General features: G+C 64.1%; 16 protein-coding genes. 7 read left to right on the top strand and 9 right to left on the bottom strand.

Features of this window, described 5'->3' with window-relative positions:
• Nucleotides 1-49 precede the first annotated feature (49 nt).
• The 3 genes from H6718_04555 (at nucleotide 50) to H6718_04545 (ending at nucleotide 3,372) form a co-directional block, all read left to right on the top strand.
• Entirely contained in the window at nucleotides 50-469 is a 420-nt protein-coding gene (locus tag H6718_04555) for an EVE domain-containing protein (GenBank protein ID MCB9584641.1), read from the top strand.
• Nucleotides 470-518: 49 nt separating this feature from the next.
• On the top strand, nucleotides 519-2,213 hold the full coding sequence (locus H6718_04550) for a mechanosensitive ion channel family protein (GenBank protein ID MCB9584640.1): 1,695 nt from the start codon (nucleotides 519-521) through the stop codon (nucleotides 2,211-2,213).
• A 97-nt stretch (nucleotides 2,214-2,310) separates the two neighbouring features.
• Entirely contained in the window at nucleotides 2,311-3,372 is a 1,062-nt protein-coding gene (locus H6718_04545) for a bifunctional oligoribonuclease/PAP phosphatase NrnA (protein MCB9584639.1), read from the top strand.
• Nucleotides 3,373-3,375: 3 nt separating this feature from the next.
• Here H6718_04545 and H6718_04540 read toward each other — a convergent pair whose 3' ends face one another.
• From H6718_04540 to H6718_04530, 3 genes are all read right to left on the bottom strand, one after another.
• Nucleotides 3,376-3,582 carry a hypothetical protein gene (locus H6718_04540; GenBank protein MCB9584638.1) on the bottom strand — a complete coding sequence of 69 codons (207 nt, stop codon included), beginning with the start codon at nucleotides 3,580-3,582 and terminating at the stop codon, nucleotides 3,376-3,378.
• Between the two features lie 76 nt (nucleotides 3,583-3,658).
• Nucleotides 3,659-4,654 (bottom strand): GGDEF domain-containing protein, encoded by a 996-nt coding sequence (locus tag H6718_04535; protein MCB9584637.1) that lies wholly within the window; start codon nucleotides 4,652-4,654, stop codon nucleotides 3,659-3,661.
• A complete protein-coding gene (locus H6718_04530) occupies nucleotides 4,651-5,877 on the bottom strand; it encodes an EAL domain-containing protein (protein ID MCB9584636.1) in 1,227 nt (408 codons plus the stop codon). The genes H6718_04535 and H6718_04530 overlap by 4 nt, the downstream gene beginning before the upstream one ends.
• Before the next feature lie 3,176 nt (nucleotides 5,878-9,053).
• On the opposite strand from H6718_04530, the gene H6718_04525 reads away from it, so the two are divergent.
• Genes H6718_04525 through H6718_04515 form a run of 3 tightly spaced genes read left to right on the top strand, consistent with a single transcriptional unit; the run spans nucleotide 9,054 to nucleotide 11,811 of the window.
• On the top strand, nucleotides 9,054-10,070 hold the full coding sequence (locus tag H6718_04525) for an ABC transporter substrate-binding protein (GenBank protein ID MCB9584635.1): 1,017 nt from the start codon (nucleotides 9,054-9,056) through the stop codon (nucleotides 10,068-10,070).
• Complete coding sequence (locus H6718_04520; GenBank protein MCB9584634.1) at nucleotides 10,067-10,855, top strand: ABC transporter ATP-binding protein; 789 nt, start codon at nucleotides 10,067-10,069, stop codon at nucleotides 10,853-10,855. The genes H6718_04525 and H6718_04520 overlap by 4 nt, the downstream gene beginning before the upstream one ends.
• Entirely contained in the window at nucleotides 10,852-11,811 is a 960-nt protein-coding gene (locus H6718_04515) for an iron ABC transporter permease (protein ID MCB9584633.1), read from the top strand. The genes H6718_04520 and H6718_04515 overlap by 4 nt, the downstream gene beginning before the upstream one ends.
• 7 nt (nucleotides 11,812-11,818) lie before the next feature.
• On the opposite strand, the gene H6718_04510 is transcribed toward H6718_04515, so the two are convergent.
• The 4 genes from H6718_04510 to H6718_04495 form a co-directional block, all read right to left on the bottom strand.
• Nucleotides 11,819-13,432, bottom strand: coding sequence for a hypothetical protein (locus H6718_04510; GenBank protein ID MCB9584632.1), 1,614 nt, complete (start codon nucleotides 13,430-13,432; stop codon nucleotides 11,819-11,821).
• 123 nt (nucleotides 13,433-13,555) lie between these two features.
• Nucleotides 13,556-13,933 carry a hypothetical protein gene (locus H6718_04505; protein MCB9584631.1) on the bottom strand — a complete coding sequence of 126 codons (378 nt, stop codon included), beginning with the start codon at nucleotides 13,931-13,933 and terminating at the stop codon, nucleotides 13,556-13,558.
• Nucleotides 13,934-13,936: 3 nt separating this feature from the next.
• The gene (locus tag H6718_04500; GenBank protein MCB9584630.1) at nucleotides 13,937-15,106 is read right to left on the bottom strand and encodes a VWA domain-containing protein; all 1,170 of its coding nucleotides are present in this window, start codon (nucleotides 15,104-15,106) and stop codon (nucleotides 13,937-13,939) included.
• A gap of 2 nt (nucleotides 15,107-15,108) precedes the next feature.
• Nucleotides 15,109-15,576 (bottom strand): NUDIX hydrolase, encoded by a 468-nt coding sequence (locus tag H6718_04495; GenBank protein ID MCB9584629.1) that lies wholly within the window; start codon nucleotides 15,574-15,576, stop codon nucleotides 15,109-15,111.
• Nucleotides 15,577-15,655: 79 nt separating this feature from the next.
• On the opposite strand from H6718_04495, the gene H6718_04490 reads away from it, so the two are divergent.
• Nucleotides 15,656-17,353: a L,D-transpeptidase gene (locus tag H6718_04490; GenBank protein ID MCB9584628.1), complete on the top strand. Its 1,698-nt coding sequence runs from the start codon at nucleotides 15,656-15,658 to the stop codon at nucleotides 17,351-17,353.
• A gap of 98 nt (nucleotides 17,354-17,451) precedes the next feature.
• Here H6718_04490 and H6718_04485 read toward each other — a convergent pair whose 3' ends face one another.
• Nucleotides 17,452-18,477: a hypothetical protein gene (locus tag H6718_04485; GenBank protein MCB9584627.1), complete on the bottom strand. Its 1,026-nt coding sequence runs from the start codon at nucleotides 18,475-18,477 to the stop codon at nucleotides 17,452-17,454.
• Nucleotides 18,474-20,282 carry a HEAT repeat domain-containing protein gene (locus tag H6718_04480; GenBank protein MCB9584626.1) on the bottom strand — a complete coding sequence of 603 codons (1,809 nt, stop codon included), beginning with the start codon at nucleotides 20,280-20,282 and terminating at the stop codon, nucleotides 18,474-18,476. Before H6718_04480 ends, H6718_04485 begins: the two co-directional genes overlap by 4 nt.
• Nucleotides 20,283-20,296 lie beyond the last annotated feature (14 nt).

The following is a 20,296-nucleotide window of genomic DNA, read 5'->3' as shown; positions in this document are numbered from 1 at the left end:
GCTCGTTCGACTGTGAGCGGCTGCGCGCCCAGAGATCCGAGGAGCGCGGATGGCGAAGCAGTACTGGCTGATGAAGAGCGAACCGGAGACCTACTCCTACGCAGATCTCGTGCGAGAAAAGCGCGGGAGTTGGGATGGTGTGCGGAACTTCGAGGCGCGCAACAACATGCGCGCCATGAAGGTCGGAGATCTAGCCCTGTTTTACCACTCGGTAAAAGAGCGCGACGTGGTGGGTGTGATGAAGATCGTCAAAGAGGCTTATCCGGATCACACCGCTGAAGGCGGAGATTGGTCCATGGTCGATGTCGAGCCGGTGAAGCCGTTCACCGCGCCAGTCAACCTGACCACATTGAAGGCTGACCCAAATTTCGCGGACCTGCTCTTGATCCGTCGCTCGAGGCTCAGCGTCGTCCCCGTCAGCGCTGAGCATTTCCGCGCGATATTGAAGCTCGGCAAGACCAAGCTCTGACCGACCGCTGGCGCTGTGGCGCCAAGTCCCCAACTCCACGAGGTGTGGCATGACACAAACGACCTCGCGAGTACTCCTAGCGTTGCTCGCCGCCTTTCTGCTCTTTGCCTTCGTGCGCCCGGTTTGGGCGGACGACAGCGAGAAGGCTCAAGCGGCCCGCGAGATCGCGGTGGACAAGTGCAAGACGCCTCGCCTGGCGGTGGAGTCTGTATTTGCTCCGGAGCAGGCGGACCAAGTGCGCTGCCTTGGGGGTGGCCGCGCGTATGCGCTTCAGGTCGAGCTGGTCGAACGCATTCGCGCTGTTTTCAGTGGGCGGGCAACCATCGATCTCGACGCCTTACCCACCGATCCAGACGCAAGCTCGCCGGTGGTCGTCAGTCCGCGTTTCCCCAAGGTACAGGTCGCGAGGCAACCTGATGGTCGCTGGGTGTGGACCGCGACCAGCCTCGAAAACCTAGAGGAGATCTATCGCCAGAACATGGCTGGCCCCTGGGTCTCGCAGCTGCCCGACTGGATGAAAGCTGGCGTCGGTGACCTGAAAGTCTGGCAAATCCTCGCGTTGCTGCTGGTGCTCGTAGTGGGCCTCGTGGTGCGTAAGCTGATCGAGTTCATGGTGCAGAACCGTGTTCGACAGCTAGTCGATCGCATGGGGCAGAAGTGGGCGTCGAACCTGATCGGCGTGTTTGCGTCCCCCGGGGCGACGTTCGTCTCAGCGTTGCTACTTGGCGTCACCTACCCGTGGCTCAGCCTGCCGCTATGGTTCGGGGCGTTCCTGGGCCTTGCGGTTCAGGTGCTGATGATCTTCTCCGTGGTCTGGGCGGCCTATCGCCTGGTCGATGTGCTCTCGGAGCGCATGGCGGCGAAGGCAGAAGCCACGGACACCAAGCTCGACGATCAGCTCGTCCCGCTGATCCGTAAGTCTCTCAAGGTGTTCACGGTGATCGCCGGGGTGCTGGTCATCCTGCAAAACCTCAACGTCAACGTGGGCGCGCTGCTGGCGACCCTCGGCGTTGGTGGTGTCGCGATCGCGTTGGCTGCGAAGGACACCGTCGCGAACTTCTTCGGTAGCTTGATGATCTTCATCGATCGCCCGTTCCAAATCGGAGACTGGATTCGCGTCGACGGTGCGGAGGGAACGGTCGAGGAGGTGGGCTTCCGCTCGACCCGGATCCGCACCTTCTACAACTCGGTGATCACGGTCCCAAACGCCAAGTTCACCGAAGCCAAGATCGACAACATGGGGATGCGCGAATACCGTCGCTGCTTCTTCACGCTTGGGATCACCTACGACACCAGTCCTGAACAGATGCAGGCGTTCGTCGAGGGGATCCGCGCCATCATCCAGGCCAACGAGTACACCCGCAAGGACACCTACGAAGTCCACATGTCGGCGTTTGGCGCGAGCAGCCTGGATGTGATGGTGTACTTCTTTTTCCGAGTGGATACTTGGACAGCGGAGCTCCGCGAGCGTCACAACGTCTACCTCGAGATCATGCGTCTGGCGCACGATCTGGACCTGAGCTTTGCCTTCCCGACTCAGAGCTTGCACCTCGAATACGTCAGCGCGCCTGGTGCGCCGCGCGCGCTCCCGGAGGCGCGAAGCTCGGAGCAGCTGGCCGAGGTGATTCACGCTTTCGGTCCCGACGGAGCACGCGCGCGGCCGGCGGGACCCAGGCTCACCGACGGCTACCTCGCGGTGGCTGACCCCTCATTTCGCAGTCGTGGGGCGACGGACGAGGGCTGACCGGCCCAACGTTTGCGCTTTTGTGTCCTGATTGGCCACGCCACGCCGCTGATTGGCAATCCAACCGACGTCCAAACGGGTGTAGGCTGCCCAGTGCATGACTGCGAAACACCTGGACTTTCAGCGCACGCTGGAGACCGCCCGGGGAGAGCCATTGCTGATTCTGATCAGCGGGCACCCGGACCCTGATGCGATCGGGAGTGCGCTCGCGCATCAGCACATTTGCGAGGCCTTGGAGATCCCGGCGACCATCGCCCACGTCATGCCAGTGAGCCGCCCGGAGAACCGAGCGCTGGTGAAGCTCCTGAACGTGAACATGATCCAGGTGGCGACCACCAAGGATTTGGAGCCGTACAAGCATCTGTCTCTAGTGGACACCTCCAGCCCTGAGTCCAGCATCAAACTGCCCGACGAGCTCAAGGTGCTCACCGTGGTGGACCACCACCGCTCCACCAAGCCCGTGGAGGCCGAGTTCGTCGACGTGCGAACCGGCTTCGGTGCCACTTGCAGCATCTACGCCGAATACCTCAAGGCTGGGCTCGCTCCGCTCACAGGTAGTGAGCGCGAACAGGTCCATATGGCGACCGCTCTGCTTTTCGGTATCCGGACGGATACGGACGACTTCGCGCGGGCGGAGCCGGCAGATTTTCACGCCGCCGCCTATCTCAAGCCCTACTGTGATCTGCAGCTTCTACAACGCATTGGGCAGAAGGTGATCGCTGCGGAGAGCATGGAAGCGCTCGCCCGGGGGCTCGGCGATATGGACGTGGTGCGAGACTTTGCTCTGGTTGGAGTGGGGCGTGTCTCCCCGAGCAACCGCGATGCGATTGCCACCGCTGCGGACTTCATCGTGCGCCGAGAGGATCTCGATACGGTGATCGTCTACGGCTTGGTGGGCAACCGCATCGATGGGTCCATGCGCACCAACAGCCCAAGCGTCGACCCCACCCACTTCCTCGAGGAAGCGTTTGGCAAAGACGCAAACGGCCAACCCTACGGCGGTGGTCGAGCCGACAAGGGGGGCTTCCAGATCCCCTTGGGGATCCTGTGTGAGGCGGATGACGACGACTCTCTCTGGCGTCTGGTGCGGCAGACCGTGCGTCGCCGCATTGGCACCGTCATCCCCGAGTTGCTCGGTGATACGAACGGTCGGAGCTGACGTTCAGCCCTCGACAGGTTCGTCGTTGATCTCGAGCAGGGTGTTGAGCGCCTCGACCTGGCGCTTGGCCCGGATCTCCTTCTGGCGCAACGCCTTGAGCTGAGTCTCCAGCTTCCGCTGCTCGGCTTCGATCTCCTTCAGCGAGTCCTTGAGCTCGTCACGCTCGGCCTTGAGGGTTTCGACGCTGATGGTCAGGCGTTTCTCTTCCATACCGAGTCAGCAGATACCAACCGTCCTGCCTCGAGTAAAGCCGCGCGTGATTCGCGTGCTGTTCGGCTGCGAGAGCTCAGTCTCGGGCGACGACCTGGTTTCTGCCGCGACGCTTTGCGAGGTAGAGCCGACGGTCCGCGGCGCCGATCAGCGCGCCCGCGCTCGCCGAGTCCACGCACGTCAGCGACGCGACGCCGGCGCTCACGGTGATACTCGGGGTCGTTCCGCCGTCCTCAGGCGGCTGCGCGAGCACGTCGCGAATGCGTTCTGCAACCTGGACCGCGTTCTGGTGGTCGATGCCTCGCAGCAGCACCAGGAACTCCTCCCCCCCAAACCTCGAGAAGACGTCCTCGGAGCGGAGCATGCGCTGCACGGTCTCGCTCAGGCGCAGAAGCACCAAGTCACCCACTTGGTGACCAAAGCGATCGTTGACCACCTTGAAATGATCCACGTCGAGCAACACGAGTGAGAGGTGGGTACGGTGGCGTCGCGCGTATGAGAACTCCGACGCCAGACGCTCTTCGAAGTAGCTCTTGTTGTAGGCCCCGGTCAGCGGATCGCGAATGCTCGACTCGTAGAGCTGGTGCATCGCGCGCTCTTGGGCGGCATCGACCTGCGAGTAGCGAAACGCGATGCGGGCGCCGAGCTGGATGGTGTCGCCATCCACCAGTGCCCTGAGCTTCACGCGTTCGCCGTTCACGTACGTGCCATTGCGAGAGCCCAGATCTTCGATCCAGTTGGCTCCGTGAGCGGAGAATAGTTTCGCGTGGAAACGACTGATGCCATCGTCGTCGACGCGGTAGTCCGCGTTCGCGTGGCGCCCAAGCTTGCACGCTGCCTGCGTGACGGCTAGCGGACGCCCAGCGGCCGCGGCGTCGAGGCGTACCAGGACACCACGGTCGCGCTCCCCAGCGCACTGCACGCTGGTTTTGACGAAGGAGATGCTGGTTGTCTCGTCCTCTTCTTCCCAGTACCGGTGAAGGTCGGAGAACGGCTCGAGGATTGTCTCCTTCGACGCGCCTGCGGTTCGAGGAGCGAGGTCCGAGTCGATGGGCCGAGCTGGCGGGGTCACCAGTTCAGCTCCGGGAAGGCTGGGCCAGGCTTCGCTATGAAGTAGCCCTGAAGCAGATCGCAGCCCAAGTCGACCAGCGCGTCTCGCTCTTCCCGCGTCTCCACCCCCTCGCCGACGACCAGCATGCCCATGTCCGCGCACAGCTGAGCGATCGAGCGAATCAGCTTCTGCTTGGTGGGCGTCTGGTGAACGTCGCGAATCAACGACATATCGAGCTTCACGATGTCCGGCTCCAGCAAGGCGAAGCTCGTGAGACCCGCGTAGCCGGCTCCGAGATCGTCTACTGCGATGCGAAAGCCCATCTCGCGCAGCACCGCGACCCGACGCTTGACGTCTTTCACTTCGTCCAGGCTCGATCGCTCGGTGATCTCCAATACGACTCGATCCGCGATGCGCGAGAGCGGGGCATCGGGCTCATAGAGCTCGGAGTCCAACAGATCCGTCGTGTGTAGGTTCACGAACAGGAGGCCCGAGTCGGGCGTCATGGCGGAAACGGCGCGCGCGCGGATCGTGCGACTGAGTTCATCCACCCGACCCAGCTTGAGCGCGGCTTCGATGACGGCGCCAGGGTGAGGCAGGCTTGGCTCCTTGCAACGCAACAGTGCCTCGTATCCGTACGGCTTGCCGTTCGTGCGCACGATGGGCTGGTAAGCCATCCACAGGGTCGCGAGCGCCCCCGCGAAACTCGCCTCGAGTCCGGCGCGGTCTCCCGCACCAGCGGTTCCACCGACGAGCTCCGCCGCCTCCCGGCGCACCCGGGCCATGCGATGCAGGCGCACGGCCTTGTCCAGGACCTCCTCCAGGTTGTCGTTGGTGACTGGTTTGGTGAGGTAGTGAAAGGCCCCATACTCCAAGGCCTTGACCGCGGTGCTAACCGCCGGCTCGCCCGTGACGAGGATGACCGGCACATCCAGGTCGTGTTCGCGGACTTCTCTCAGTAGCTGAATGCCGTCCATCCCGGGCATCGCGATGTCGCTGAGGATCGCGTCGTACTCGTGCTGGTTCAGTTGAGCGATGGCTTGCTCCCCTCCAGGGGCGGTATCCACAAGGAAACCCCGCAAGGCCAGGCTCCTGCGAAACGCCCGCACCAGCGCGGGCTCGTCGTCGACTACCAAGATCCGTCCCTTGGTTGCGGCGGACCAAACGCCGCTGGCCTCCGAGCCACGTTCGGGGACTGGAGTATCCAGGGAGGGGCACCGCACTGCGGCAAGGGGAACGCTCATGACGCTCAGGAACGGATGCCTGCTGCATTCCCTTAGCCGCTTTCTGAGCCACGGCGTGGGCGCCCAAACAATCGCAATTTAGGGCTGCCTCTCAGTTGAGGAATTTTTGAACCTTCAATGGATATAATCAATTGAATAAATCAAATGGTGTTTCTCCCGCTCGCCACGATTCACGCTCGTATTCACCCACGGGAATCCGACGTTGCGCGGCTAGGTGCCCAACTCAACCCGCCTCGAAGTCGCACCGTTGCCGCTCCGCCAAGCCCGCGAAATATCGAAAATTGCCGAAAATTCTTGAGCATCTCGAGGGAGCAAGGTCAGCCTTCGGCGCTGGCGATGGGAGATCGTGGGAGGAGCTTTCTCACTAGGAAAGGTGTGACCAGGAGTGGCGATGTGCGTGAGCTGGGGACGCCGGATGTACAAGGTGCACATAAGCTGTGGACAACCCTGTGGACTAGGAAAGTGTCTTTGCTCGCCGTTTTCTTGTTGATTTGATTGCACCGTTCCGGCATAAACGGTTCTGGAAGTTCGCGGCACATCAACACCGCGGACGTATCGATCGTAGAGGTTACGAGGGGCGCTACGGAGTCATCCACGGATGAGTCCGAGCCGACTGGAGGGTGACTGGTGCGTTCAACACCACACTCGAATGTCGGTCGAAAAGGCGTCGAGGCCATGGCTGCCGCGTCAGGCATGGCTCGGGCTGGTGAGAACCGGTTCCCTGGTGATCGAAGGGGTCCCGGCTTCGTGTCATTTGTCTGCTTACACCTCGGTGTGGGCGTCGATTCCTTTCGCGAGGGGTCGGTCAAAGCGAGGCCTTGGCTAGCTGCTTGGGTTCGGCGTCTTCTAGCGTCGAGCCCAGGTGACCAGCGACAGACGGATCTCCGAGTGGAGTCGGAGTTGGCGCATTTTCTCGCAGGGAAAATGCTAACTCGGTTCCACCGACCTTCGAGGGCGGGAGAGACTCTTCGGAGTCGCTCGACTGGCTTTCTTCTGGAGAGCGAGATTGCCCAAGAAGGCCGCAGCGCTGAGCTTCAACCAAACGCGTTGAGGTTTGGCCAACGGGAGGCGCGAGAGTTCCTCCTAGGCGGTGGTCGAACGTCCCAGGTCGTGCCCGAGTTCGGATTTGAAAAGTCGCAAACGCAGTGATGAGCGTGTCCTTTCACGCTTCTGCTCTCCCGTAAGAGAGAGCCGGAGGCGAGTTGGAGTGTCGTTTCGACGCTTCGGGTGTTGCCGGGGCCAGCTCATCGGTCAACGTCGCTTTGGCGGTGTTGGCTGAGGAAATCTGCCGACGGACTCAAAAGGTGGCGTCGGAGTTCTTCACTGCAAGACGCCGAGGTTCAGCGTCTTCAGGTTCACGTTACCTGTAGATCGCGCTGTTCCTTGGCTGTGGTTCCTCTCTTCAATCGAGGGGTCCGCTCCTTCGCTAGAGCCGCTCGCGGTTTTGGTTGTGGGGGAGGGAGGACGACTGACGGAAAAGCGTTGGTCGGCTTCGTCCACAGTGACAGTAGGCGTCAGCAAGCACTCGTTACCGCACGGCGCTGAGTCTCCGAAAAGGGGACTCGCGGGGTGGGTAGCCAGTGTGGAAGCAGGGGTTCCGCGTGAACGGAGCCTCAGCCGACAGGCTCATCCAGCGACTCGTCGTTGGTGCCGTCTGCGGCGACTTGGAGGCGAACTTGGGTGCTCGTCTTTGAAATGCAGGTTGCAAGTATCGGTCGGACACATCTCTGGTGTGCTGGTGTCGGTCGTTGTCTCGCGTGCTCTCGGGCACGGTCAGGGGGCGATCAACGGCATGTCTAGGCTTGAGCGAGGATCGCGCTTCCCGTTGAACGTAAGGAACCGCGAGCTAAGAGAAAGCCAAACGGGTGTGCGAAGCTGAGGTTCACAGAACAGTGCGCTTTAGCGTCGGCCTTGGAATGGGAGTTCCTAGGATTTCGATACGGTACTAGATGTACTGGAGCATGGGCGTCCAACTCTCTAAACCGGAGTAGTGGTGCCTTGCTCCTGGCTCCTCGGGTGAAGCCTCGTTGGTGGAGCGGCTGAGATTCGCTGGTTTCTTTGCGGAAACAGGCGATTTTGAGGTTGTTCTTGGGCGGGGGCGAAAGCCAACGAACAGTGACGAGGTTGCATGGGCTCTTGAGCCCGTGCCGAGATATTGGCAGCGATGTCAGTATCGGCTCGCACCCAGCAGGTCAGCCGGTTCCTCCTGTCTAGACGCAGGAAGGACGGGTGTCCGAGGCGCGACAGAGTACATCAGCGGAAGGGGTTTCGTGATCACGGCTCTCCCAGTTCTCGCCACGAACCACGGTGCACAGTTTCTGTGCGCGCCCAATGGGCGCGATTGCTTCGCACGGCAGCGATGTCAGACGTTGCGATCATCGAGCAAGGTTCGCTCGCCTAACAAGCGAGATGAAGCGTCGGATCGTTCACTCGAACGAGTGAAACGTCCAAGGCGTCATTCAGGACAGAACGCGAAGGGTCAGTCGCTCGCGGTTACGTGGTTTCGCTTCGGTCGATCGAGACGTGTTCGTCACTCTCGATGGATCAGCGGACGCGCGGCTGCGCGGAAAGCCAGCGTCCGAGGTTCGTCGGTTTCTCCCGCGAGGGATTAGCCGGCCGTTTGCTTCGCCTCCACCTTCGAGGTGGACTGTTCCACCCAACGGAGACTCGTGCTCCGGTGGATGGGGTAGGGTGAGGGAAGCGCGGCAATAGCCGGTTCGGAAGTTCAGCTACCAGCCTCGCTGGGCGCATCACACAAGCCTCCGCCAAAGCTGAGTAAGATAATTCCTTGCTCACCCAACTCAGGCCCTGCCGGCGCGAACTGCGCGGGCCTGACGAGAGAACCTGTATTGAGTCGAAGATGTCACGTCACGCCGCAAGCGTGTGCGTGGGGCTGATGAGCCGCCAAGCGCGGCGCGGGGGCTTAAGTGCTCACCATCGGCAAGCGACGCTTCCCGGAGGCAACCAGGGTGACCTGGTTGCCTTTCGTTTTTTTGTCTCTAGCAACTTGCCGTGCTTGCTTCGTTCTCCTTGGGACAGCTGGCCGCCTCCCGACGCCCGTAGGGCTGTGCCCTCAGCACGGAAAGCCGTGAGGTACGCGGCGTCACGCCCGCTTTCGCCTCCTGACAAGACTCGGCATTGCGAGGCCAGAGTTCGTGTGCTTCGCTCGCCCGCCGATGCAGCGCAGCCCTGAAACTTGCCTGCGCCGGGCTGCGAAGGCCAGCCGGGTGTCAGATGGTACCGCCCATTCGCGCGGGGAGGCCGGACGACACCCGCTCGGGACCTTGGCGGCGTTGCTGCTGCTCCCAGTATTGCTGTTGGGCGCTGTTCTTACCGGGGCCGGTTGCGAACGTCAGGCAGAGCCGAAGTCGAAGGACCCGCGCTTCGTCTCGCTTGCTCCCGCCATCACCGAGACGTTGTTTGCGATTGGAGCCGGAGAACAGGTCGTCGCGGTCAGTCAGTATTGCGAGCGTCCCCCCGAAGCCAGGCGATTGCCGCGCGTGGGGACCGCCCTCACCCCCAACTACGAGGCGATCGCTCGGCTCCAACCAACACTAATCCTTACGGAAACTAACAAGAGCGCGAAGGGCGATCAGCTCAAGCAGCTCGGGCAAACCTTGGAGCTGCCTTGGCTCACGCTCCCGGAGATCACTGGCAGCATTCGCAAGCTAGGTGAGGCGACGGGTCACTCTCCGAAGGCCAATGAGATCGCCCAGCGCATGACGGACGAACTCAGCAAGCCGCCCCCGGTGGACGCACCCAGGGTGCTGCTGGTGCTGGGGTACGCTGCGAAGCCGAACATCGACGAGGTGTGGTTCATTCGTCGGAACAGCTTGCACGGCGCGGCGCTCGCGTCGGCTGGCGGCCGCAACGTGGTCGACCGAGACGTTGAGGGCTTGCCCAGGCTCACCGTTCCGCAGCTACTTGAGCTCGACCCCGACGTGATCATCGTCTTGGTGCAGGCGAAGCGCAGCGAGGAACCGGCGATTCTTGCCGTGTGGAAAAAACTTGAGCCCTTGAAAGCCGTCAAGGACGGGCGCGTCGCCGTGCTCGAGGCGCCTGAGGCCTTTGGCAACGGACCAAGCATCCTCGAGCTGCGTCAGAAGCTCGCGCGCGAGCTCCGCCTGTTGAAGCCGAGTGCGCCTTCCGCCTCGAACACGCCTCCAAGCACCACGCCAAGCGGAGGCAAGTGAGCGCCCCCGCCAAGCTGCGCCTTGAGGCCGTCGCCCTCCAGTTGAATGGCCGGCAGATCCTCTCGGACGTCGATCTCAGCTTTGCGCAAGGCGATTTCATCGCTCTGGTCGGCCCCAACGGTTCCGGCAAGACCAGCCTAATCAAGCTGTGTTTGGGAATTAATCCGCCGGGAAATGGACGGGTGCTGCTTGGTGAGCAAAGTCTGGCTCAGGTGCCGCCCAAACAGCGCGCCGCGAGCCTCGCGTGGCTGCCTCAGCGCTGGGAGCCGAGCGAGCCACTGCCGGTGCTCGAGGTCGTTGCCGCAGCTCGCTATCGCCTGAGTGAGCCGTTCGCCGTCGCTGCCCGCGCAGCGACTGCCGCCTTGGGTCGCGTTGGCGCCGAGGAACTCGCTGAACGCGCGATTGACGAGCTCTCCGGGGGGGAGCTGCAGCGGGTGCTGCTCGGCTGTGTGGTCGCTCAAGAAGCTCCGTTGCTGTTCTTCGATGAACCCGCGAACCACCTGGATCCGCAGCATCAAATCGCGACTTATCGCTTGCTGGGTGAGCTTTGGCGTGGTGGCGCCGGCGTGCTCTGCGTGACTCACGACATCAACCTCCTGGCCCATGTTGGTGAGCCCGAGAACATCCGTGTGGTGGGCTTGCGTGAGGGCCGCTTGGAGCTCGAGACGAACTACGCCGATGTCGGACTCGCGAGCGGCCTCAGCGAGCTTTACGGTGCGCGCTACGCTGAGTTTCGCGATGATTCCGTACGGCACTTTTACGTTCGAGCGGGGGGGGAGGGATGAGCCTCGGCCTACCGAGGGGCTCTGCCTTGCTGTTGCACGCGCTGGTGTGCCTCGCGCTGCTGGGCGTCGTGCCGTTCATCGGGCCCAGCCTGAACGTCCCGAGCGGCGACTTCATCTTGTGGCAGCTGCGGGTTCCGCGGTTGCTGGTCGGGGCGATCGTCGGGGGCACGCTCGGCCTGAGCGGTGCGGTCTATCAGGCGCTGTTTCGTAACGGGCTCGCCACGCCGAGCACTGTCGGGACGCTCGCCGGAGCGACCCTTGGCGCGCTCGCGGTGCTCGTGCTTGGTGGCGGCAGCGCGCTTGGGCTACCGGCGGTGGCGCTGGCGGCTTTCGTCGGTGGGCTCGGGCTGAGCGGCCTGGTGTTGCTCGTTGCCGCTCGGCAACGGGCGTCGATGGGTGACGTGTTGCTCGCGGGGATCGCTGTCACGCTGGCCGCGAGTGCGTTGTCCACGGGGTTACAGTACACCGCTGACAGCCGCGCGTTGTTCGCGGCCGCCCAGTGGTCGCTCGGTAGCCTGCCTCAGGTTGGGTACCGAGCGGTGCTCTGGTTGGTGCCATTCTGCGGGTGTTCGTCCCTGGTGCTGTTGGTGCTCGCGCGCCCCCTGCAGTCGCTAGTGTCAGGCGAGGAGGTAGCGGCCACCCAGGGCGTAAACGTCGCGCGCGTGCGTGCCCTCGCGCTGGGTGGAGGAGCGCTCGGTGTCGCGGCTTGCGTCGCGTGGTGCGGCCCGATCGCCTTTGTGGGTCTCCTTGTGCCGCACTTGGTTCGCGGTTTGGGCGTGGTGAGCTACCGGCGCTTGCTGCCGCTCTCGTGGATCTACGGGGCGACCCTGCTCGTTTGGTGCGACTTGCTAGCGCGCCTGGTGTGGCCACGCGGTGAGCTGCCCGTTGGCGTGGTCACCGCGGCGCTCGGCGCGCCGGCGCTGATTGTCGTTGTCGCACGGAAGCGCCGCGCCTAGCGCGCGCTCAAAAGCGCGCGACGCCACCAATGCTGAACACGTTGGCGTGTTGGGTGATGCTGCCGCCGTTGACCGCGTGGAAGCTTCGGTTGTCGGTGCTACCCGAGCCTGCGATGGCAGGGATCTTCCCGTCGCCTCCGTTGTCGAGTCCTGCGTTCCAGATGTGCTGGTACCCCGCCTCGACGTCGATGTGTCCAAAGCGCGCGACGAAGCCGCCTCCGAAGCCACCGCGGAGCGCGGGCACGCCGGTCACGTTCAAGTACTCCGCGTCGACGGCTGACGTTTCGACCCAGGTACCAGCCCGTAGCCCCAGGCGATTGCGCAAGACGTTGTACTGGCCGCCTAGGCGGGCGCCAAAGGTGTCTCTCCAGCCCGTGGGGCGGTCGGCGTTCGCCGGGGTGAGGCCTGGCACCCCGACCGGCTGGAACTGTTCCGTGAAGCGCACTTCGATCGCGTCTGCAGCGGAGTTGTTCGCCCACGTCAGGTCGAGCTCGATGTCGTACACGTCATCGCGTAGCGGGTCGCGAACGCTGACATCATCCTTGCGGAAATGCTCCTGTTCGAGTGCGGTCGGTGGTGGCGCGGGTTCGTGGTAGCGCAGGCCGAGTCGCGCCTCCATGGGCACCGTGATGTTCACGTGGACGCTGTCTTTGCTAACGACGTCTTGGCTGTGCGTTGTGACGGAGCAGCTGAGCCTGGGCACCTCTTCACCGGCGGCCTCTGCGGCCGCAACTGCCGCGTCGACCTCCTGCTGACTGCAGATGCGAGTCGGGGCGCCGTTGCGGTTGAGCACCGCCGTGATATCCGCGTCGCCCTTCGCCTTGATGCGATCGAGCCACTTGAACCACCCCGCCAGCTCGAAATTGTCCGTCGCCGAGTAGTGAGTCGAGACGACGAAGCCGGGGATGAACAGGTCCTTGACGTGGAGTTCGCTCAGGTTGTCGAAGTTGAACTCGTCGTAGGGACGAGACTCCGCGACGGTGCTCAAGGATACGGCGTTGAGGTCGAGGATGGCGATACCGCTGATGAAGCCAGCGCCGATGCGTAGGCTGTCCGTCAGCGCGTAGCCAAAGCTCAACGTCGGCATGAGGATGGTGCCTTCGACCTTGGTCGAGAGGTAGCGCTGTGAGGAGGGGACGTCTCGCTCGGCGGTCACTGGCCTGCGGCTGGTCGTCTTGCCAAACAGCGGCCACTCCAGGGTGCCGTAGGACGCTGGCGGGTTGACGGCGATGCCGATCGCCAAGCTCTCACTCACCCGCCAGTTGAAGGCGAGGTTCGGGATGAAGCGCGGGAAGTTGCTGTGCTCGTTGCAGACCTCGTCGTAAGGGTCGGCGTTCGTTTGATCGGGTTCGAGGGAGTCGTCTGCGTAGGCGTCCGTGCCGCCGGGGCCTTTGCGCTGGTAGCAGATCTTCTGCATCGGCAGGTTGAAGCCGATCCCCAGGGAAGTGGGTTGAGTGGCGAGCGCAGCGGGGTTGTAGAACGCCGCCAGCGGGTCCGTTGCCGTCGCGAGCCACGCGCCGCCGCGACTGAACTGAGCAACGCCGTTGTCGGGGTACTCAATCGCCGTGGAGGCGTAACTCACCCCCTCCAAACCAAGCAGCGCGCCCAAAAGGCTCGCCATCGCCAGCAGACTTCCCCTCGATTTGCGCATCCGTCAGCAGCCTTTCCCGCAGCAGGAAACCAGACGGGGCGCGCTCGGGTCAACTACGAAACGGGCGTTTGCTTTAGGCTTTGACCACTGAAGCTAGGTGTCCTGGACGCGCACCAACCCGCCGCGTCGACCCACGCGGAAATGTTGCCGTAGCACCTGACGGGCTACCTGACGTCGGTCTCGCTTCAGGTACTCCAGGGCATCCAGGCGCTCGGGGCGCCCCGGGCGTGACTCGACCCGCATCAGCCAAGAGCCGTAGGCCATTTGCGCACGGATCCGCGTCTCCCACACCATGCCACGCCCCGGCTCGAGACGTTCACGTTCCGCTCCCGGCAGCTCCGCCACGTTGACCCAGCCATCTCCCTTGGCCGCGCGCCAGAACCAAGTCACCTCTCGAGTCCCGCGCGCGGTGATCGCTTCGAATTGGCTGACTTCGACCCACTCGAGAGAAGGAGTAGCGGGTGTGGTCACGGACTACTCGGTAGGCTCGTACGTCGGAGAATCCGGCGGCGGCACGATGCCGTCAGGATCGCTCGTGCCCGCGGGTGGCGCCTGCGGCGGCGGAGTACCGGCGGGAGGGGCTGCTTTGCCGTCGTCCACGGGTGGAGCTGGCTCTGCGGGCGCTGGTGCGGTGCTCGTCGTTGCGGTCACGCTGAGGAAGCTTGGAGTGCGCTTCGAGTCGCAGCCTGCCGCGAACCCACTCGCGTCGATCTCGAACTCGACGCTGCCCTTGAACTCCGTCTCGTCCTTGAGCGTCGTGGTCTCGATGCGCACGAAGCGCTTACCCGCGCGCGCGGGGGAGCAATAGCTGACCACGTATTCGGCCTGAACCCGTGACTCCATCAGGCGCGCCACGCGACTCAGCGCGGTCGGAAGCTCGCTCGTGGTCTCGGTTTCTACGGCGTCCGTGCGCCCCAAGTCGTCGGCATGCAAATTCTCTTGCTTGCCTAGCACCACCGCGAACGTGTTGTGCTGGGTGCCGTCGAGCGTTTCCGCGAGGCGATCTTCCGTGACCCGGCGCGCCAAATCTGGCCCGCGCGTGATGACCAGCAGGCTGCCGCGGCGCACAGGGCGCTGAACCTGCATGAGCTTGGACTCGAGCTGCTCGATACCCTTGACCAGCGCACCGTTGAGGTTGCGCGATGGATCTCGCGGCTCGAGGCGGTTCATCTTGTCGAGCTTGATCTCCGTGGTGCTTTCCATGCGGAACTGACCCAGGGGAATGAGGTCCTCTGCGCCGTCGAAGCCAAACAGGGCGACATCACGGGTCTGTCGTAGACGGCTTACAAGCTCGCTCAGCGGGCCGCTCATCTGCACGTTCTCGGCGGAGCTCCCGACGTCCACTAACACCACGGTGTAGTGGTACGCGACCTTCGAGCGCTCGATCAGCGTCAGGTTCGAGCTCCCCGTGACGTCCTGATCGTCCTCGAACACGCGGAAGTTCTTCTCGCTCAGGCCCTGGACCGCTTCACCCCCCTGGTCAACGGTGAAGTATGCAGCGACCTGACTTGGTGGCGCTTGGCCGGTGGCGACGCTCTCTACCTCGAGGCGATTGAAGAAGGCGCAGCCCGGCAACACACAGACGAAAGCCAGCCAGCCCAGGCACCACAGCGCTCGTCGTCCAAGCTCGTTCAACTTCTGCACGCTCATTCCCATACGACCTCCGCGCCACGCGCATTGGCGAGCATATCCGTCATTCCGTGGGCCAGGTGAGAAGGAAGCTCGGAGGTGCGGAACAGTTTCACCTCGGCGATTTCCGCCGGATTCACGGGAGGATGTTGTGGCTCGCTGACACGCGCGTGGACCACCACGGTCACGGCGTGAAAGCGCAGATCTCGATTGGGTCGAGAGTACACACCCGCAACCCCTCCGAGCTCTTGGACGTGGACGCCCGCTTCCTCCTCGAGTTCGCGGCCAATCGCCACACGCAGCTCTTCGCCCCACTCCAGTGTGCCGCCCGGTAAGGCCCACTCTCCGGTATCGGTACGTCGTACCAGGACCCAGCGCCCGTCGGCGGTGCGAGCGGCCGCAGCGATGCCCACCACCGGTCGCCGCAGAATGTGGCGCGCCGCTTCTTTCACCACTCCCCAAACTCCCAGCGGGACTCGCAACATCAAGGATCCTTTCAGCGACACCGCGCTGGAGCTTGGCGCTCCGCGTGGTGGCGGCGCAGCATGCCCCGAGCCTCAGTCGATGCAAGCCCTGACCTCGGCGCTCGGACCAGGGGGACTCACCCAGCGCTCGCTGGCTTGCCCCGATGCGGCCGTTTTGTGCTACGCGGGACCGCCGATGCGTCGTCACGCAGCACTCAGCGAGCCAAGCTCACTCCGTCGAACACCAGCCCGGCTAGCCTTGGCTGGATGGACGCTGCTTGGCCTTTTGAGCGGGTGTTCCCAGGCGGAGCCGCCAGGCGCGGAACCCACGCCCAGCGCGCGCCCGGTATTGGTGGAGACAGCGGCGAGCGCGCGCGTTGACTCTGACGGAACGACTCACGGCCCGGTCTCCGAAAAAGTGCGTGGGACCATCGAAGACAACCTCCCCTTCGAGCCGACGGGCAAACGCATCGCGAGCATTGCGTGGCGCACGTGGGTGTACACGGACACCGGTCCGAAGCGCACGCGCTTTGGCTACTTGCGCGCGGGCGCCGTGGTTGACGCGCGCGAGCCTGGTATCGGCCCCAACGAAGGCTGCGATGGTGGGTGGTATCGCATCAATCCGCGCGGATTCGTCTGCGTGGGTAAGGGCGCCACGCTGGACGTCGAGAAAGATCCAGTGGTGGTCGCGAGCGAGACGCGCCCGGTGCGCGGACAGGGCTTTCCGTACCTCTACGCCATGAGCGGCGAGATCCCGCCGCTGCTCTACTTCAAGCTGCCGACACTCGCGCAGATGGAGAACGTTGAAGGCGACGGCGTGAAGGGTCGCGCACTGGCATGGACCCAGATGGCCCAAGTCAACGGCAACGCAGCGCTGGTTGGGCCGCTGTCGGCGCCGCCCTCGTGGCTCAACGGCATCGAGCTCACGAAGCCCTACGGCGTGACGATGCCGCTTCACTACTCCGTGCATGCGGGTAAGGCGACGCCGGATAGCGGGTTCGCTATCGCACGCACCTTCGAGCACGAGGGCCGCGCATTCGGCCTGACCACGGAGCTCGACATCATCGCCCTCGATCGACTGAAGCTGGTCAAGCCCAGTGTGTTTCACGGCGTCGAGCTGGGCCCGAAGGACGATTTGCCGGCCGCGTTCATCGAGCGTCACTACGTCCAGCGCTACAAGAAGCCTGAGTCCGGCCCCATGGTCACGGACGGCAACTTCAACTTCCGTGACGCCATCAAGCTCACCGGCAAACAAGAAGGCGCAGGGGGCCTGGCCTTCTACGAGACGAGCGACGGCGGTTGGATGCCCAGCGATGGCGCACGTTTGATTCCGCGCAGAACCGAGTTCCCGAGCTTCGCCAAGGGCGGGCGCAAATGGATCGACATCAGCATCAAGTACCAGACGCTGGTGGCCTACGAAGGGCGCCACCCCGTGTACGCGACGCTAGTGAGCACTGGGCGCGGTGGACTCGGCGACCCGGAGAAGGTCTTCGCTACGGTGCGCGGCACCTTCATGGTCCACGCCAAGCACGTCACCACGACGATGGATGGCGACGAGGACAAGAGCGACAGCTTCAACCTGCGTGACGTACCCTTCGTGCAGTATTTTCACAAAGGTTACGCGCTTCACGGCACCTACTGGCACGACGAGTTCGGCAAGGTACGCAGCCACGGTTGCGTGAACCTGTCTCCAATCGACTCGGCGTGGCTCTTCGAGTGGACCGATCCGCCGGTGCCCAAGGGCTGGCACGGTGTGCTCAACATGGACCGCGGCACCGTGGTGTATATCCACCCCTGAGGTTCTTCGACGGGTTTGGGGGTGAGGGAGCACCGACCGGCGTCGTGCGTGCGCCGCACGGTCGTTTTTGATTGGCAGTGTGTTTTTCAAACACCCTGCTAGCGCAAGACCGGATGCCGAAGCAACACCTCCACCTGAGTCGGCGTGAGCCCATGGGCGGTCGCGAGGGCCGGCTTCGGGTGCATGAGGTTGTCGGCGTCGTCCGATGCTGGATCCGTGTGGAATAGACCCAAGTAGTGTCCAAGCTCATGGGCGAGCACTCGGCCCCGCGCCTCCGGCGTGAGCGACAGCGGTCGTGAGCTGGTGCAGTCGACGTCCGGCAAGAACACCCCGTCAGCGGCGCCCGCGCCGCCGAGCACCCGCGGGGTGTAGCCATCTAGTGCGACCGGGGGACCAAACAGGGGGTCTGCGTACTCGAGGCAGCCAGCGATCACGACGCGGATCTCGCGCTCGTGCTGGGGTGCTTCTGCCAGCAGTAGAGCCAGCTCCGACGCATCACCTGCATGAAAGCGGAGCGGCGCCCCAGGCGCAGTCAAGCGCTCGACTCCGGTGACCCGCGACGTCAGCCCGCTGCCGACGAGCTCGGCGTCAACGGCAGCGAGCATGCGCTCGCGGTCGGTGTCGCTGGTCAGCTCGGAGTCCGACGCCAGGTAGAGTCGAAGCGGCAACTCGCGGCTTGCTGGCTCCGCGAGCGGCTGCATGTCGACGTCGAGCCCACCTGCGGCAATCCCACGTGGGTTCAGCGTCTCACAGTCCACCACACCGAAGCGCACCTGAGCTGCCTCGGGCAGGATGAAGACGCCAGCTTCTGCGGCGACCGACGTGCGCGCCGCGCAGTCTGAACACTCCTGACCGGCGAAGCGCTGAGCGAGCACCTCGCCGGCTTGGCTCTCCGCTCCGCTGAGTTCGAAGCACACGCCCGGTTCGGCGGTGACCCGCAGCGCCACGCCCTCGGTCGATGTTGGCAGTCTCACCCAAGGTGTCTCGCCGTCGGACTCGAAGCGGACTTGAGCCAGGGGTTGCCAGTTGGAGTGCTGCCGGTTGCTGAGCGAAGTCTCCGAAGGTGCCTGCCCGGAGCAAGCGCTCAGGCAGCCAAGCAGGAGGAGACCGAGGGCGCTTCTCATCGCAGCGCCGAGGCGGGCAGGTAGTTGCCGATGAGCTGCTTGAGCCGCGCATCTGTTTCCGTGCGAAATTGAGCGGCCAGGGCGTCGCGGGCGGCGGGCATGGTCCGAGCGGCGGCGCCTAGCCACTCAATCAGCGCTCGGCGTTCCTTGGTCGACCCGCTCTCCGCGAGCTGAGAGCTGAGCTTGGCGATCGTTTCAGGCGTCGCCTTGGCGCTCTTGAGCGCGTTGACGATAGCCACCCGGGTGTCTGGATCTTGCTCCTCCTCCAGTCGAGCCAAGAGGGTGGGCGAGGAGGCGGCGGGATCCAGGCGGCCTAGTGCCTTGGCGGCGTGGCGGCGAGTCACCGCGTCATCGGAGTCGAGCTCCTCGCTCACGCGATCCGCGAAGCGTGAGTCGCGGCTGTTGCCGATGGCGTCGAGCACCACGTTCTTGTGCCCCGGGCCGGCGGAGTCGAGCTCCGCCGAGAGCTCGCTCTGGACGTAATCCCGCAACTCCGAGTCCTGCGAGCGGCTACCCAGGTTGCCGAGTCCGAGCAGGCTGACGTTGCCGACCATGCCTTCATCGCTGCTCCTTGCGCGGAGCTGCTCCGCCGAGGCCTGGGTAGGCTCGCCGATGTCCGACAGCGCGGACGCCGCGCGAGCGCGATCCAGCGGACTGAATGCGCTGTCATCGAGCACGCTGGAGAGCACGGCGCGGCTCTCGGCTTGGCCTGACAGCTCCAACGCCAGGAAGAGGGCGGGGCGTGCCTTCTCCGGGACGCGCTGCGCGCGCAGCGCGCTCAGCAAGAGCTTCGCCTTCTCAGGGTTTGCGCGTAGCCACGCCGCCAATTGCCGTGCGGCAGCGAAGCTCGCGTCGGGTTGCTTGAACATCCCGAGGAAGTCCGCCAATGCCCTGTCGAAGGGCACCTTCACGAGGCCCGGATCGACTGCTTGAGTGTGGTCGACGGCCAGCGCGAAGGCATCGCTGAAGTCAGCGTCGGCGACCTTCAGCGAAGGTACCGGTGAGAAGCGATCGTCGTCCTTTACGACGGAGAATTTTTGCACGAGGTCCGCCTGAAGCGTTCCGGACGTCTCGATGCGAAGGCGCTCACGACCGGCGGCTCGCAGGAGCCACCCTGCTTCGAAACGCGCTGTGGAGGTCGAGCCGAGCAACTGCAGTGTCAGGCCAAGCGAGCGCGCGGTGTCCTTGTCCTTGTACGCCGCCTTGTCGCGCCGCACGCCCACGCCTTGGCCAGGCAGGCGCAGATAGGTCGCTTCGTAAGAGCCCACGCCGTCGGTCTGCTCGACTCGCCAGTGCTTCGCGCCGGCGTCACCTGGGAGCACGTGCTCCCAGGTGGTCATCGTCGTCTGGACCAGCTGGCGCTTGCGCGGCGTCCAGCTCTTGTCGAAGCCGAACCCGACGAAGCGGCAAGATGCGTCGACGTCGATGAAGAAGGGCGCATCCAGAGGGCCAGACACGCGTTCTTCAGGCAGCGTCAGCGACTGGCCGTGTTCGACGTGGCTCAAAGCGGCGCGAAGCCGCCAGCTGGTGGCGGAGACCGACTCCGCCACCTCCCAGCTCAGGACGCCTTTGAAGGCGTCCTGAGTGGCGGGGTCTCGGGTGTCGTGCACCGATGACTCGAGGCGGAACGCGCCGTGCTGACCTGGCTCGAAGTGACACCCGAGCTGTGCTTCATCGCTGATTGCTGGGCCGCTCTGGGGAGCGGCCGTGGCGGCGGCTCCATTCCCACCGAACACGCCGTACGCGAGTACGATCAGGGGCAATACAGCCGCGCTCGATACCATGCTGGTCTTGCTGATGTTCATCGGTGCCTCCGCTG

It is taken from the genome of Polyangiaceae bacterium (assembly GCA_020633205.1).
In the GTDB taxonomy this organism is placed as follows: Bacteria; Myxococcota_A; Polyangia; order Polyangiales; family Polyangiaceae; genus JAHBVY01.
Note: the sequence above shows the minus strand (reverse complement) of the source record. Positions and strands in the feature narration are given on the sequence as shown.

What these genes read in the sequence shown, in the direction of transcription:
- H6718_04480 (MCB9584626.1), bottom strand. Translation starts at nt 20,282, where the DNA reads ATGAACATCAGCAAGACCAGCATGGTATCGAGCGCGGCTGTATTGCCC.
- H6718_04530 (MCB9584636.1), bottom strand. Translation starts at nt 5,877, where the DNA reads ATGAGCGTTCCCCTTGCCGCAGTGCGGTGCCCCTCCCTGGATACTCCA.
- H6718_04550 (MCB9584640.1), top strand. Translation starts at nt 519, where the DNA reads ATGACACAAACGACCTCGCGAGTACTCCTAGCGTTGCTCGCCGCCTTT.
- H6718_04555 (MCB9584641.1), top strand. Translation starts at nt 50, where the DNA reads ATGGCGAAGCAGTACTGGCTGATGAAGAGCGAACCGGAGACCTACTCC.
- H6718_04525 (MCB9584635.1), top strand. Translation starts at nt 9,054, where the DNA reads ATGCAGCGCAGCCCTGAAACTTGCCTGCGCCGGGCTGCGAAGGCCAGC.
- H6718_04495 (MCB9584629.1), bottom strand. Translation starts at nt 15,576, where the DNA reads ATGTTGCGAGTCCCGCTGGGAGTTTGGGGAGTGGTGAAAGAAGCGGCG.
- H6718_04490 (MCB9584628.1), top strand. Translation starts at nt 15,656, where the DNA reads ATGCAAGCCCTGACCTCGGCGCTCGGACCAGGGGGACTCACCCAGCGC.
- H6718_04545 (MCB9584639.1), top strand. Translation starts at nt 2,311, where the DNA reads ATGACTGCGAAACACCTGGACTTTCAGCGCACGCTGGAGACCGCCCGG.
- H6718_04515 (MCB9584633.1), top strand. Translation starts at nt 10,852, where the DNA reads ATGAGCCTCGGCCTACCGAGGGGCTCTGCCTTGCTGTTGCACGCGCTG.
- H6718_04485 (MCB9584627.1), bottom strand. Translation starts at nt 18,477, where the DNA reads ATGAGAAGCGCCCTCGGTCTCCTCCTGCTTGGCTGCCTGAGCGCTTGC.
- H6718_04540 (MCB9584638.1), bottom strand. Translation starts at nt 3,582, where the DNA reads ATGGAAGAGAAACGCCTGACCATCAGCGTCGAAACCCTCAAGGCCGAG.
- H6718_04510 (MCB9584632.1), bottom strand. Translation starts at nt 13,432, where the DNA reads ATGGCGAGCCTTTTGGGCGCGCTGCTTGGTTTGGAGGGGGTGAGTTAC.